The organism is Paraburkholderia sp. BR10141 (genome assembly GCF_056155635.1).
Genome location: NZ_JBMIQH010000011.1, coordinates 129,567 through 143,509 on the forward strand (window position 1 = coordinate 129,567; position 13,943 = coordinate 143,509).

Here is a 13,943-nt window from a genome sequence, read left to right on the forward strand (position 1 = left end):
CGCTCGCGACCTCTCCTATACTGGGCCGGTGTCCCACGTATCAGACGAAAGCGGGGCGAATACGGTCGGCATTGCGACGAGGGCCGACCCGCTCCCCTGCATCGACAAGAAAAAGGAGGTCGACATGTTCCTTCGCCGTGCCGCCGCAAACGCCGTGCCTACGCCCTCCCGCTCATCGGCCCACTTATCTGCCCGTTCAGGTAGCCTTTCCCGATCGCGCCGGACTGAGGGCCGACCCGCGCATCTCCTTACCCAGCTCGTCAAAGGTGTTGTCATCATGGCTTCCGTCGCCGCGACGCATGCGTTCGCGCAATCCGCTTCCACGACCGCGCCCGCGGGCGGTGTCTACAACCTGATCGTCGGCACCTATACGGGCGGCAAGAGCGAGGGCCTCTACGTCTATCACTTCGATACGCAGACGGGCGACATGCAGCCGGTCAGCGTGGCGAAGACGGTGAACCCGTCGTTTCTCGTGGTGAGCAAGGACAACCGCTTCGTCTACGCAGTCAACGAGCTACCGGGCGACAACGGTCCTGCCAGCTTGCGCGGCGACGTGAGTGCGTTCGGCTTCGATGCCGCAAGCGGTCAGCTCACGTTTCTCGACAAGGTGTCGGCGCAGGGCAACGATCCGTGCTACCTGAGCCTCTCGCCGGATGGGCACTACCTCTTCGTGGCGAACTACTCGGTTGCGGCCGACCCGGGCGGCAGCTTCGCCGTCCTGCCCGTGCAGCAGGACGGCAAGCTGGGCGAGTCCGTGCTGACCGTGCACCACGAGGGCGGCGGCCCCGTGAAGGGGCGTCAGGACAATGCGCACGTGCACTCGACGGTGTTTTCGCCGGATGGGCGCTATCTCTTCACCCAGGATCTCGGCACCGACAAGCTCTGGACCTATCTCTATACGCCGGACGGCAGCCGCGGCCTGGTGAGCCCGACCGAATGGCGTTATACCGATGTGAAGTCGGGCAGTGGTCCGCGTCATCTGATCTTCGGCAATGACGGCCGTCACGCGTATCTCACGAGCGAACTGGCCGCCACCGTGACCGTGTTTGCGTATCACGATGGCCACATGAAGCTGGAACAAGTGGAGAAGCTGGCGGAACCGGGCTTCGAGGGAACGCAGGGCGCGGCGGCGCTCCATCTTTCGCCGGACGGCAAGTTCCTCTACGTTTCCAATCGCGGTGACGCCAACGACATCTCGATCTTCGCCGTCGATGGCGAGAGCGGCAAGCTCAAGCGCGTGGGGCGCCAGTCGAGCCTCGGCAAGTCGCCGCGCGAGTTCGCGATCGATCCGACCGGGCAGTGGCTCATCGTCGGCAACCAGAACAGCGATACCGCCTACGTGTTCCGGCGTGATCAGCAGACGGGTTTGCTGGAGCCGAATCCGAAGCGCATCGATATCGGCTCGCCGGTCGATTTCAAGTTCGTTGCGCAGTAACGGCTTGAGATGACGAAAGAAGGCGCGAGGCGCGCCTTCTTGCTTATTCGCCCTGAGCGCCGCCCGGCACGAGCACTTCGCGGCTGCCGTTGATGCCCATCGGCGAAACGAGTCCCGCCGTTTCCATCTGCTCGACCAGTCGCGCGGCGCGGTTGTAGCCGATGCGCAGTTGCCGCTGCACCGACGAGATCGACGCGCGCCGCGTGCGCACGACGAACGCGACGGCCTCGTCGTAGAGCGGATCGGCTTCGGCGTCGGGCGAGTCGCCGAACAGGTCCTGCGGCGCGCCTTCGGCCGCCGGGCCGTCGAGAATGCCTTCGACGTACTCGGGCTCGCCGAACTGCTTCAGATACTCCACGACCGCGTGCACTTCCTCGTCGGCGACGAACGCGCCGTGCACGCGCTGCGGGTAGCCCGTGCCCGGCGGCAGGAACAGCATGTCGCCCTGGCCGAGCAGCGACTCGGCGCCCATCTGGTCGAGAATCGTGCGCGAGTCGATCTTCGATGACACCTGGAACGCCACCCGCGTCGGAATATTCGCCTTGATGAGACCCGTGATGACGTCCACCGAAGGACGCTGCGTCGCGAGGATCAGGTGGATGCCGGCGGCGCGCGCCTTCTGTGCGAGACGCGCGATCAATTCTTCGATCTTCTTGCCCGCAACCATCATGAGGTCGGCGAGCTCGTCGATCACGACCACGATCATCGGCAGCGGCGAGAGCGGCTCGGGGGCTTCGGGCGTGAGCGAGAACGGGTTGCCGATCTTCTTTTCCTGGGCTTGCGCGTCGCGGATCTTCTGGTTGAAGCCCGCGAGATTGCGCACGCCCACCGCCGACATCAGCCGGTAGCGCTTCTCCATCTCGCCCACGCACCAGTTGAGCGCGTTGGCGGCGAGCTTCATGTCGGTCACGACCGGCGCGAGCAGATGCGGAATGCCTTCGTACACGGAAAGCTCGAGCATCTTCGGGTCGATCATGATGAGCCGCACGTCCTCGGGTGTCGCCTTGTAGAGCAGCGAGAGGATCATCGCGTTGATCGCGACCGACTTGCCCGAACCGGTCGTGCCCGCCACGAGCATGTGCGGCGCCTTGGCGAGATCGGTGACGATCGGATGGCCGACGATGTCCTTGCCCATCGCGATCGTGAGCTTCGACTGCGAGCGGTGGTACGGCGCCGATTCGAGGATTTCCGAGAGGCGGATCATCTGGCGGCGGGCGTTCGGCAATTCGAGGCCCATGCAGGTCTTGCCGGGAATCGTTTCGACCACGCGGATCGACGTGAGGCCGAGGCCGCGCGAGAGATCCTTCATCAAGCCGACGATCTGGCTGCCGCGCACGCCGAGCGCGGGTTCCACTTCGAAGCGCGTGATGACCGGGCCCGCCGAGGCGCCGACCACGGTCACGGGGACCTTGAACTCCTGAAGACGCTGCTCGATGAGCTGGCTCGTTTCGGCGAGCTTCTGCTCGGTGACGGGCTCGATCTCGGACGATGCGCGCTCGAGCAGATCGAGCCCCGGCAGTTCGACCGCCGATGCGCTGAGCGGCTCGAACACGAAGGACGTGGGCGCGTGGCCGCGCACCGGAGCGCGCTGGACTGCGGGCTCGGGAGCTTCGATCGCCTCGGGGGCTTCTATGGCTTCGATTGCTTCGGGTGCGGACTCGAAGTCGGGGCTCGCCGCGCCGGGTTCGGTCGCGATGGCGGGGTAGGGCGCCGCGATCGGGGTGGCAACCGGCGTCGCGGGCTGCGAGGGAGTCGGCGTGAGCGTGGCCTCGGCCGGTGCAGGACAGCTTTGCTTCGGCGTTTCGGCAACCCACGGCGGCGTTGCTGCGGGTGTGGGTGCCGGCGCTTGCACTGCGGACAGGGGCGTCGCGTCAAAAGGCGTTGCTTGAGTCGCCGGCGCGTCAGGTGCCGGCAACGCTTCAGCCGTTTCGTTCGCAACCCCTTGCGCTTCGTCCATCGACGCAGGGTATGCATCGACGCTGGCGGATTCGCTGTGCGCGACGGGCGCGAAAGACTCGCTCGCCTTCTGCTCTGCCACCGGCGAAGGCGCTGCGTCGAACGGCGTCGCGGGAGCCGCATGCGTAACCGTCGGCGCGACATGTGCAGGCGTCGCGGCGGCGTCGGGCTGCGTCTCGGGAGCGATGCGGGGGGAGTGCACGATGTTCGACGCGGCCGCTGTGTCGAGTTGGTCGTGTGCTTCGTGCGCAGCGTGCGCTTCGGTCGGAGCGGGTTGCTCGGCCTGCGCGTCTACCGCGCCCGGCGTTCGCGTCGCTGCGGGCACTGACACTGGCGCTGGTGCCACAGCCGGAGAAACCGCCGCGGGCGCAGGCGCAGGCACCTGCTCCTGCACCGTCGACGGGCTGAACGTGAAGAACGGTTCGGCAGTGTGCGTCTCGGCGGGGGCGGCAGCCGACGGTTCGTCGTCGAGCAGGATCCACGGCATGCCGTGATCCAGTGTCGGCCACGTCGAAGGCGTTGCAGCTTCCTCCACCGCAGCTTGCACCGGCTCGATGCGCGTCTCCTCGTTCGAGGCGCCGTGCGTGGCTTCGTCAACGTGCTCAGCAATCGGTTGCCAGGCAGTCGGCGCAGCCATGTAGCCGACGCTGGCCGAATTCGGCTCGGACGATGCTGTGTTCTGAGGCGCGGCAGGGTAGGGGGCAGCGGGCGTCGCGCCCGGCGTCGTGTCGCCCGGTTGCGGCGAGGCGTGCATTTCCACGAACGATTGCCCAGCCGGGTTTGGCGAAAGGTAGTCACCGTCCGACAGCGCGACCGGAGCGGACGTCGTTTCCAGCGACGCGGCCGAAGGCATCACCGGCAGCGCCGCCGTCGCGATGTCCGGCGATGCGCTCGAGAATTGCGCGTGCGTGTGTTCCTCGCCCGCGAGCGTACCCGCTTCGTCCAGGGTGCGGCGTGCGAGGCTCGCGCCGGCGAGGGTGGTCCAGCGCGCGGCGTTCTCTTCGATCGAGCGCAATGTTTCGAGCACGCTCGTCGAGAGCGGCGCCTGCGCCTGCGGTGCGCTGGTGGGCGCGAGGCGCGAGTAGGCGGGCGTCGCGGGCGGCGTTTCGGCTGGATGCGTGCCGAACGGCGCCGTGCGCGGCGCACTCATGGGCGGGCGAGGGTTCACGCGCGCGGGCTGCCCTTGCCAGACGTAGGGTTTCGGTGGCTTCGCGACGCGCGGCGGTGCGGCGGCCGCGGCGCGCGCGGCCGTGCTGCCTGCCGCAGGCGGCGGCGCCGTGCGGCGCGGCATGACGGGTTGTGCGAACGGCGAAGTCAGCGGATCGGGCGGTGGCGGCGTCGTGCCGAACGCGGCACTGCGCGCGGCGGCGGCGGCTGCGGCGGCACCGGCCGCGAGCGGCGCACCATGCACCACCGCGGAAGACGAAGCCGTGCGCGCTGCCGCGCCCGTCATCGCGGCGGCCATGGCCGGTCGCGTTTGAGGCGTCTGCGTCCGCCACGGGGCATTCGGCTGCGCAGGGATGCCCTGCACCCCTTGCGCAGGCGCCACGTCCTGCACTGCGCTCGCACCGCGCACCGGCTGGCGGCGCCCGTCGCCGAGCGGCGCGGCTGCTGGCTGCAACGGCGCGCGCGGCGGCTCCATCGGGGCTCGCGACGCACCCGCAGGCGGCGTTTGCCCCGGCGCACGCGTGCCGCGCAGCCAGTCGGCGGTCGCGGTCGGTTCGGTGCGCGCCCACGCCGCGGCGGGATCGGCGGGACCACGGAAGCCCGGTTCGGCGCGCCACGACCCGGCATCGGCAAACGCGTCCTGTGCGGTGGCAGCGGCCGACGCTGCGCCAGGTCCCGCAGCCATGGCACCGGCTGCGCGCGGGTTATCGCGACCCTCGCGCGCGTCACGCGCCGGCGGGCGCCAGATCGTCGGTCGTTTGCGCCGCGCGCCGTCGCCAGGCATCGGCGGATTGAAGGTAGCGGCGCTATGTGCGGGCAATCCCTCTTCGGCTGCGGCGCGGCGGCTGCGGCGTTCGCGGCGCGGGCTGTCGTCAGTGTCACGCGCGGCGCGGATGTTCAGGCCGAGTCCGAGCGAAATATCCGCCCACGCGAGGAATTCGCGCCAATGGAAGTCGAGCAGCCACGGCAAGCTCACGAGGAGAAGCGCCGTCATCGCGAGCGGCGCGGCCACGTGGCCGATGAGCTTGCCGAGCCCGCCCGAAAGCGCGTGGCCGAATGCGTTGAACCCGGCGATGTCGATGAGCGTCGCCTCGAGCACGCAGCTCGCGAGGAGCACGCCGACGAAGCCGAGCCATAGGCGGATCGTGCCAGGGCCGCGCAGGCCCGCGCCGCCCGGCAGCACGGACTTGACGAGACGCCAGATCAGGGGGATGAACCAGACGGCCGAAACGCCGAACCAGCCAGGAACTACCGTGTGCATGCCGAAGATGTACGTAGAGAAGGTGTGCGACGTGTGGAGTGTAACCGCTCGGCCCCTGCGCGCCGCCATCCACTTGAGGGCGGTGTTGCGTGCGGCATGGCAGGCGTTGCGCGCCTGACACGCCAAAGACCCGGCGCGCGCCGGTTTGGTTCGCGCGCAACAAAAAAAGCGCCGCGCCGGGCAAGGGCGCGGCGGCTCATGCGCGCAGCGTTCACTGCGCCGGTTTGGCGTCGGAGGCGGCGCCGGGCGTCGCGGCCGGGCCCGTGCCCGGTTCGGCGCCCTGCTCGGCGAACGTCAGGCGGTCGCCGTTTTCGAGCACGAGAAAGAGCGATTGCGGATGGCGCATCTGCACGCCGGAGCGCGCGATATGCGAGAGCGCTTCCAGATAAGCGCCCTCGATATCGCCGCCCGCGCCGATGCACGCCATGCGCGTGCCGCCGAGCTGGCCGAACGAGAGCAGGCCGTTCTTGAGCGTATAGGCGCCGAAATAGCGGTTGCAGCCCGAAAAGCCGCTTGCGCGGCGTTGGCCGCTCTCGGTCGAGAGGTCGAGCGTAATGGGGCGAGCGTCGGGGTTTTCGATGTTGCCGGCATCGGCGTGGCCGCCCGGCAGGGCGCGCATCGTGCCGTCGGCGCGCTTCCATTCCACGAGCTGCCAGTGCGTGTTGTCGAGCAGCTGCGTCGTGGCGGGGTTGAACGGATCGGGCAGCGGCGCGGAGGCGTCCGTGTGCACGGGCAGCTTGCACGCGCACACCAGCAGGGCCGCAGCGAGCATCGCCGTGCGCGAGGCCAGCTTTCGCGCGAATTCGCCTCGGGCAGGGCGCGGGCGCTGGCGCATGGTCATGCGCGGGCTCTGGCTCGGTGCCTGGATCGGCGTCTGGCTCGCCGTCTGGCTAATAGGCATCGCATCGTTCCTCGTAATCGACGAAGGCGTAAGCGTAACGCACCGCGCTGCAGCATGCGAGCGCAAACGTGCGTGCGCCGTGCTGGAAGCGGGCGGCCGCCGACGCGCCAAAGCGCCGCGCCGCGGCAGGGCCGCGTGTTAACATCGGCGCTCTTACGCATTTGCGCCATACCGCCATTCTGGAGACATCATGCAAACCCGCCCCCGCATCGGCACGCCGCTTTCCGCTTCCGCCACCCGTGTCATGCTGCTCGGCGCGGGCGAGCTTGGCAAGGAAGTGATCATCGCGCTGCAACGTCTCGGCGTTGAGGTGATCGCCGTCGATCGTTACGAAAACGCGCCCGGCCATCAGGTCGCCCATCGCGCGCACGTGATCGACATGGCCGATCCCAAGGCGCTGCGCGCGCTCATCGACGCCGAACGCCCGCATCTCGTCGTGCCCGAAATCGAAGCGATCGCCACCGACGCGCTCGCCGCCGTCGAGGCCGAGGGTATCGCCGAGGTGATCCCCACCGCGCGCGCCGCGCAGCTCACGATGAACCGCGAGGGCATTCGCCGCCTCGCCGCCGAGGAGCTCGGCCTCGCCACCTCGCCTTACGCGTTCGCCGATTCGCTCGACGAGCTGAAGGCGGGCGTCGCCAAGGTCGGCTATCCGTGCGTGGTGAAGCCGGTGATGTCGTCGTCGGGCAAGGGGCAATCGGTCGTGCGCAGCGACGCCGATGTCGAGCGCGCCTGGGACTATGCGCTCGCGGGCGGCCGCGTGAATCGCGGTCGCGTGATCGTCGAGGGCTTCATCAACTTCGACTATGAAATCACTCAGCTCACCGTGCGCGCCATCGACCCGGCGAGCGGCCAGGTGCAAACCTATTTCTGCGATCCGATCGGCCACCTCCAGGTGGACGGCGACTACGTCGAATCGTGGCAGCCGCAGCCGATGAGCGCGAAGGCGCTCGAGCGCTCGCGCGAAATCTCGCACAAGGTGACCGAGGCGCTGGGCGGCCGCGGTCTCTTCGGCGTCGAGCTGTTCGTGCGCGGCGACGAGGTGTGGTTCTCGGAAGTGAGCCCGCGCCCGCACGACACGGGGCTCGTCACGCTCGCGTCGCAGCGCTTCTCAGAGTTCGAACTGCATGCGCGCGCGATTCTCGGCCTGCCCGTCGATACGACGGCGCGCGGTCCGGGCGCCTCGGCCGTGATCTACGGCGGCATGGACGCACGCGGCATCGCATTCGAAGGCGTGGCGCAGGCGCTGGCCGTGCCGGGCGCGGACCTGCGCCTGTTCGGCAAGCCCGAGAGCTTCGTGAAGCGCCGCATGGGTGTCGCGCTCGCCACGGGTGCCGACACCGACGAGGCCCGCTCGCGCGCTCGCGAAGCGGCTGCGGCGGTGCGCCCCGTGCCGGGCGACGCTGCGCAGTGAGCGCGCAGTGAGCGCGCAGTGAGCGTATAGCGCGGCGCCAACGCAACCCACGGAGAACACGATGATCGATGCTCGAAGCGGTGCAATCCGGTTGGCGGCAGCGTGCGGTCTCGCCGCCGCGCTCCACGTGAGCGCGGCGAACGCGGCGGCCCCGCTCGAAGTGCGTGACATCCAGGTGCAGTCGCGCCACACGTTCAGCTACACCTGCGCCAACGGCAAGACCTTCAAGGTCACCTATCTGAACGCGGCCAACGGCCAGAGCTTCGCGCTCGTGCCGGTGAAAGGCCGCAAGCTCCTTTTCGTCGGCGTGATCGCGGCTTCGGGCGTGAAGTACGTCGCCGACCGCTACACGTGGTGGACCAAGGGACCCGGCGCCGATCTCTACGACGTCACCTCCGACGCGAGTCCGAAGCCGGTGCTCTCGGGCTGCGCGACGCTCATGCGCTGACGCCGAACGCACGCTTCACGACGCATTGCGCCTCGCGGTAGTAACCTGACGGCCTGTTCGCGAAGGCCGGCTGCCGCCCGCGCCGCCGGCCACGCTCTTGCCAGCGAGGTGGTCGATGAAAGCATCGGATCTGTTCGTGAAGGCGCTCGAAGCAGAAGGCGTCGAGTATGTGTTCGGTATTCCAGGGGAAGAGAACCTCGATCTGCTCGAATCGCTGCGGCGCTCGAAGATTCGTCTGATCGTCACGCGCCACGAGCAGGCCGCGGGCTTCATGGCCGCCACTTACGGACGGCTGACGGGCCGCACCGGCGTGTGTCTGGCCACGCTCGGACCCGGCGCCACCAACTTCGTGACCGCCGCGGCCTACGCGCAGCTCGGCGGCATGCCCATGCTGATGGTCACGGGCCAGAAGCCCATCAAGTCGAGCAAGCAGGGCCACTTCCAGATCGTCGACGTGGTGCGCATGATGGAGCCGCTCACCAAGTACGCGCGTCAGATCGTCTCCATCGGCAACATTCCGGCGCTCGTGCGCGAGGCGTTTCGCCAGGCCGAGCAGGAGCGGCCCGGCGCCGTGCATCTCGAGCTGCCCGAAGACGTGGCCGACGAAGAGGGCGACGGCAAGCCCATTCCCAAGAGCTTCAGCCGCCGGCCCGTGGCCGAGGAAAAGGCCGTCGCGCACGCGGTCGGGGCGATCTGCAAGGCGCGCCATCCGCTTCTCATGATCGGCGCGGGGGGCAATCGCAAGACCACGCGCAACGTGCTGCGCGAATTCGTCGACGAAACCGGCATCCCGTTTTTCACCACGCAGATGGGCAAGGGCGTGATCGACGAGTCGCATCCGCTGTGGCTCGGCAACGCCACGCTTTCGGACGGCGATTTCGTGCACCGCGCGATCGAGCACGCCGACTGCATCATCAACGTCGGCCACGACGTGATCGAAAAGCCGCCGTTCTTCATGCGCAGCGCGGAAGAAAAAACCGTCATCCACGTGAATTTTCTCGGCGCGGAAGTCGACCCCGTGTATTTCCCGCAGATCGAAGTGGTGGGCGACATCGCCAACGCCGTGTGGCAGCTCAAGGAAAGCCTGAAACCGCGCGAGCACGCGTGGGACTTCGCGCGCTTCGAGGAGATCAAGCGCCATTTCGAGGCGCATCTCGCCAAAGGCCAGCACGACGAGCGCTTTCCCATGTACCCGGTGCGGCTCGTGCACGACGTGTACGGCGCGATGCCCGACGATGGCATCCTGTGTCTCGACAACGGCATGTACAAGATCTGGTTCGCGCGCTACTACCGCGCACGTGAGCCCAACTCGATCCTGCTCGACAACGCGCTCGCCTCGATGGGCGCGGGGCTGCCCTCGGCCATCGCCACGAAGATCGTGCATCCGCAGCGCAAGGTCGTGGCGGTCTGCGGCGACGGCGGCTTCATGATGAATTCGCAGGAACTGGAGACGGCGGTGCGCCTGAAGCTCGATCTCGTCGTGCTGCTGTTGCGCGACGACGCGTTCGGCATGATCCGCTGGAAGCAGGAAAACATGAATTTCCCCGATTACGGGATGACGCTGCAGAACCCCGATTTCGTCGACTATGCGCAGAGCTATGGCGCGCATGGCCATCGCGTGGGCTCGGCGGACGAACTCAAGCCGCTCGTCGAGCAGTGCCTCGCGCAGCCGGGCGTGCACGTGATCGACGTGCCCATCGACTATTCGGACAACGAGCGCGTGCTCAATCGCGACATCAAGCGCCTGAGCGCGCAGCTTTGACGCCGCACTTACGGAGAACCCGTCATGCTCAAACCGACTTATCCGTACTATCTGGCCAACGAGGCCGTCGCCGCCAACACCGACCTCGAGGTCACCGACAAATACAGCGGCGAAGTCGCCACGCGCGTCGCGCTCGCCGACGCGAAGGCGATCGACCAGGCCATTGCGGCGGCCGAAGCCGCCATGCCCGCCATGCGTGCGTTCCCGCCATACAAGCGCCAGGCCGTGATCGATCATTGCGTGGCGCGCTTTCGCGAGCGCTTCGACGAGCTGGCGATGGCGCTGTGCATCGAGGCGGGCAAGCCGATCAACGACTCGCGCGGCGAGGCCACGCGCCTGATCGACACGTTCCGCGTGGCCGCCGAAGAGAGCGTGCGCATCGACGGCGAGATCGTCAATCTCGAGATTTCGGCGCGCGCGAAGGGCTATCACGGCTACGTGAAGCGCGTGCCGATCGGGCCGTGCTCGTTCATCTCGCCGTTCAATTTCCCGCTCAATCTGGCGGCGCACAAGGTCGCGCCTGCGCTCGCCGCGGGCGTGCCGTTCGTGCTGAAGCCCGCGAGCCGCACGCCGGTGGGGGCACTCATCATCGGCGAGGTGCTGGCGGAAACCGACCTGCCCAAGGGCGCGTTCTCGATCCTGCCCGCGCACCGCGACGGTGCCGACCTCTTCACCACCGACGAGCGCTTCAAGCTGCTTTCGTTCACGGGCTCGCCCGCGGTGGGCTGGGACCTCAAGAAGAAGGCCGGCAAGAAGAAGGTGGTGCTGGAGCTGGGCGGCAATGCGGCGGCCATCGTCGACGGCGATCAGGGCGGCAAGCTCGACTACGTCGTCGACCGGCTGGCGTTCGGCGCGTACTACCAGTCGGGGCAGAGCTGCATCGGCGTGCAGCGCATTCTCGTGCACGCGTCGATCTACGAGACGCTGCGCGACAAGCTCATCGCCAAGGTCAAGACGCTCAAGATGGGCGACCCGAAGGACGAGACAACCTTCGTCGGGCCGATGATCTCCGAATCCGAGTCGAAGCGTCTGGCGGGCTGGATGGAGAGCGCGGTGCTCGCGGGGGCGAAGATCGTCGCGGGCGGCAAGGTGGACGGCGCGATGTTCGAGGCCACGCTGCTCGAAGACGTGCGCCGCGACACCGACCTCTACCGCAAGGAGGCGTTCGGGCCGGTCGCGATCCTCGAGCGTTTCGACGACTTCGGCAAAGCGCTCGACATCGTCAACGACAGCGATTTCGGCCTGCAGGCGGGCGTCTTCACGGATTCGCTCGCCAACGCGCATCGCGCGTGGGACGGGCTCGACGTGGGCGGCGTGGTGATCAACGACATTCCGTCATTTCGCGTCGATAACATGCCGTACGGCGGCGTGAAGGACTCGGGCCTCGGGCGCGAGGGCGTGCGCTACGCGATCGAGGATATGACCGAACTGCGGCTGATGGTGATGCGCGAGACGTGGTGAGCAGGGTGCAGCGGGCTGGCGAAAAAAGGGTGCGATTCTGCGCCGCATGGCGCGCGGGGATTTCCCGTGCGCCATGTTGCAGAACGCATGGCCCGCTGCCATAGGGATTTATGCCAAGGTGCTACAATACCGGCCTTTCGGCCCTTTGCGCCTGCCGCAGAGGGGGGCAGAACGCCGGCAGCAGGCACGCAGCAAGCGGGCAGCAAGCACGCAGCAAGCCGCCCCGAGGCTTGCTGGATCGGCCTGAACGGTCGATCGAGCCGTTTTGACACATCCGGTGCGCACGCGCGTCAAGAGACGAGGACGGCGCCGGAACCATCTGGAATCGAGCGAGTCTGGCTGGGTTGAACCCGAGCGAGCGCGGCGATGCAGCCAGCGCCCCGTCCCCGGCAGATTGTCTCGTCGTCCCACGGGCCATCCCGGGCCATCCGTTTGCCGGGAAGCCCTCGCGGGCGTGTGTTCCGCCCGTCGCAGGAGGGCGCCTGACGTGTTGTCCGGCGCCTTTGCATCGACCTGCAATGCCCAGCAGTGACCATTTGAGGCGCTTCCGCGCCTTGCGCGAATAGCGCCTTTATAGCGAAGCCACCATGTCCGACACAGCCGTCACGCCCAGCATTGCGAACTTTGACCAGTTTGGTCTGGCCCCCGAAATCCTCCGGGCCATCAAGGAGCAGGGCTACACGACGCCCACGCCGATCCAGGCGGAGGCGATTCCCGTGGTGCTCACGGGCCGCGACGTGCTGGCTGCAGCGCAGACTGGCACGGGCAAGACGGCGGGTTTCTCGCTGCCGATCCTGCAACGCCTCTTGCCGTTGGCGAGCACGAGCGCCTCGCCCGCACGGCATCCCGTGCGCGCGCTGATTCTCACACCGACGCGCGAGCTGGCCGACCAGGTCGCCAACAACGTGCGCACCTACGCGCAGCACACGCCGCTGCGCAGCGCGGTGGTGTTCGGCGGCGTCGACATGAATCCGCAGTCCGACGAGCTGCGCCGCGGCGTGGAAATCCTGATCGCGACGCCTGGCCGCCTGCTCGACCACGTGCAGCAGAAGACCACGAGCCTCGGTCAGGTGCAGATGCTCGTGCTCGACGAAGCCGACCGCATGCTCGACATGGGCTTTCTGCCCGACCTGCAGCGCATCCTGAACCTGCTGCCGAAGGAGCGCCAGACGCTGCTGTTCTCGGCCACGTTCTCGGGCGAGATCAAGAAGCTTGCCGCGACCTATCTGCGCACGCCGCAGACCATCGAGGTGGCGCGCAGCAACTCCACCGCGACCAATGTCACCCAGGTGGTGTACGAAGTCGCCGAGGGCGACAAGACCGGCGCGGTCGTTCAACTGATCCGCGAGCGGGGCCTGAAGCAGGTGATCGTGTTCTGCAACAGCAAGATCGGCGCGAGCCGTCTTGCGCGCCAGATCGAAAAGCAGGGCATCGTCGCGGCCGCGATCCACGGCGACCGCACGCAGAGCGAGCGCATGCAGGCGCTCGACGCCTTCAAGCGCGGCGAAATCGAAGCGCTCGTGGCGACCGACGTGGCCGCGCGCGGCCTCGATATTGCCGAACTGCCCGCCGTCATCAACTTCGACCTGCCGTTCAACGCCGAAGACTACGTGCACCGGATCGGCCGCACCGGCCGTGCAGGCGCCTCGGGTGACGCGCTGTCGCTGTGCAGCCCGAACGAGAAGAAGCAGCTCGCCGATATCGAGAAGCTCATCAAGCGCCCGCTGACCGTGGAGCGCCTCGTGGTCGACGTGCCGGTGGCGCATCACGAGGGTGGCGGCCGGCGCCGCGAGCGCGACAGCTATGAAAGCCGCGAAGGCCGCGGTGAACGTGGCGAGCGCGGCACGCACCGCCGCGCGGCCTCGTTCGATCGCCCGCATCACCATCGTTCGCAGCCGATCGATGACTTTTTCCTGAAGCCCTACGAGCCTTCGGCGAGCGCGCGCAGCAAGGTGGAAGACAAGCCCGCGAACGCCGCGCCGCAGAAGCAGCAATCGAAGCAGCCGCTCGCGGCGCTGCTGGGCGGCCTCGGGTCGTCGTGGCGCAACAAGCCGACGTCGTCTTCGAGCTGAGTTCGAGCGCGAAAGAATCGCGCGACGCAAAAAAAACGGCATGTCGCTCCTGGCGGCATGCCGTTT

At 67.8% G+C, this 13,943-nt stretch carries 8 protein-coding genes; 6 read left to right on the forward strand and 2 right to left on the reverse strand.

Annotated elements, in window-relative coordinates; genetic code table 11:
- The first annotated feature begins 124 nt into the window (after positions 1-124).
- Positions 125-1,435, forward strand: coding sequence for a lactonase family protein (locus tag ACOJB8_RS17515; protein WP_475013451.1), 1,311 nt, complete (start codon positions 125-127; stop codon positions 1,433-1,435).
- Between the two features lie 43 nt (positions 1,436-1,478).
- Here the strand turns inward: ACOJB8_RS17515 and ACOJB8_RS17520 are convergent, their stop codons facing one another.
- Together ACOJB8_RS17520 and ACOJB8_RS17525 are read right to left on the reverse strand one after the other, a co-directional pair.
- Positions 1,479-5,819, reverse strand: coding sequence for an FtsK/SpoIIIE family DNA translocase (locus ACOJB8_RS17520; protein ID WP_475013452.1), 4,341 nt, complete (start codon positions 5,817-5,819; stop codon positions 1,479-1,481).
- 211 nt (positions 5,820-6,030) lie between these two features.
- On the reverse strand, positions 6,031-6,720 hold the full coding sequence (locus ACOJB8_RS17525; RefSeq protein ID WP_475013453.1) for an META domain-containing protein: 690 nt from the start codon (positions 6,718-6,720) through the stop codon (positions 6,031-6,033).
- A gap of 190 nt (positions 6,721-6,910) precedes the next feature.
- On the opposite strand from ACOJB8_RS17525, the gene purT reads away from it, so the two are divergent.
- The 5 genes from purT to ACOJB8_RS17550 all read left to right on the forward strand — a co-directional run bounded on the left by purT (position 6,911) and on the right by ACOJB8_RS17550 (position 13,877).
- Entirely contained in the window at positions 6,911-8,134 is a 1,224-nt protein-coding gene (gene purT / locus ACOJB8_RS17530; RefSeq protein ID WP_475013454.1) for a formate-dependent phosphoribosylglycinamide formyltransferase, read from the forward strand.
- Between the two features lie 61 nt (positions 8,135-8,195).
- Positions 8,196-8,582 (forward strand): MliC family protein, encoded by a 387-nt coding sequence (locus ACOJB8_RS17535; protein ID WP_475013455.1) that lies wholly within the window; start codon positions 8,196-8,198, stop codon positions 8,580-8,582.
- 115 nt (positions 8,583-8,697) lie between these two features.
- On the forward strand, positions 8,698-10,344 hold the full coding sequence (locus ACOJB8_RS17540; protein ID WP_069265347.1) for an acetolactate synthase large subunit: 1,647 nt from the start codon (positions 8,698-8,700) through the stop codon (positions 10,342-10,344).
- 24 nt (positions 10,345-10,368) lie between these two features.
- Complete coding sequence (locus ACOJB8_RS17545) at positions 10,369-11,805, forward strand: aldehyde dehydrogenase family protein (RefSeq protein WP_069265346.1); 1,437 nt, start codon at positions 10,369-10,371, stop codon at positions 11,803-11,805.
- 587 nt (positions 11,806-12,392) lie between these two features.
- Positions 12,393-13,877 carry a DEAD/DEAH box helicase gene (locus ACOJB8_RS17550; protein ID WP_475013456.1) on the forward strand — a complete coding sequence of 495 codons (1,485 nt, stop codon included), beginning with the start codon at positions 12,393-12,395 and terminating at the stop codon, positions 13,875-13,877.
- The last annotated feature ends 66 nt before the right edge of the window (positions 13,878-13,943 follow it).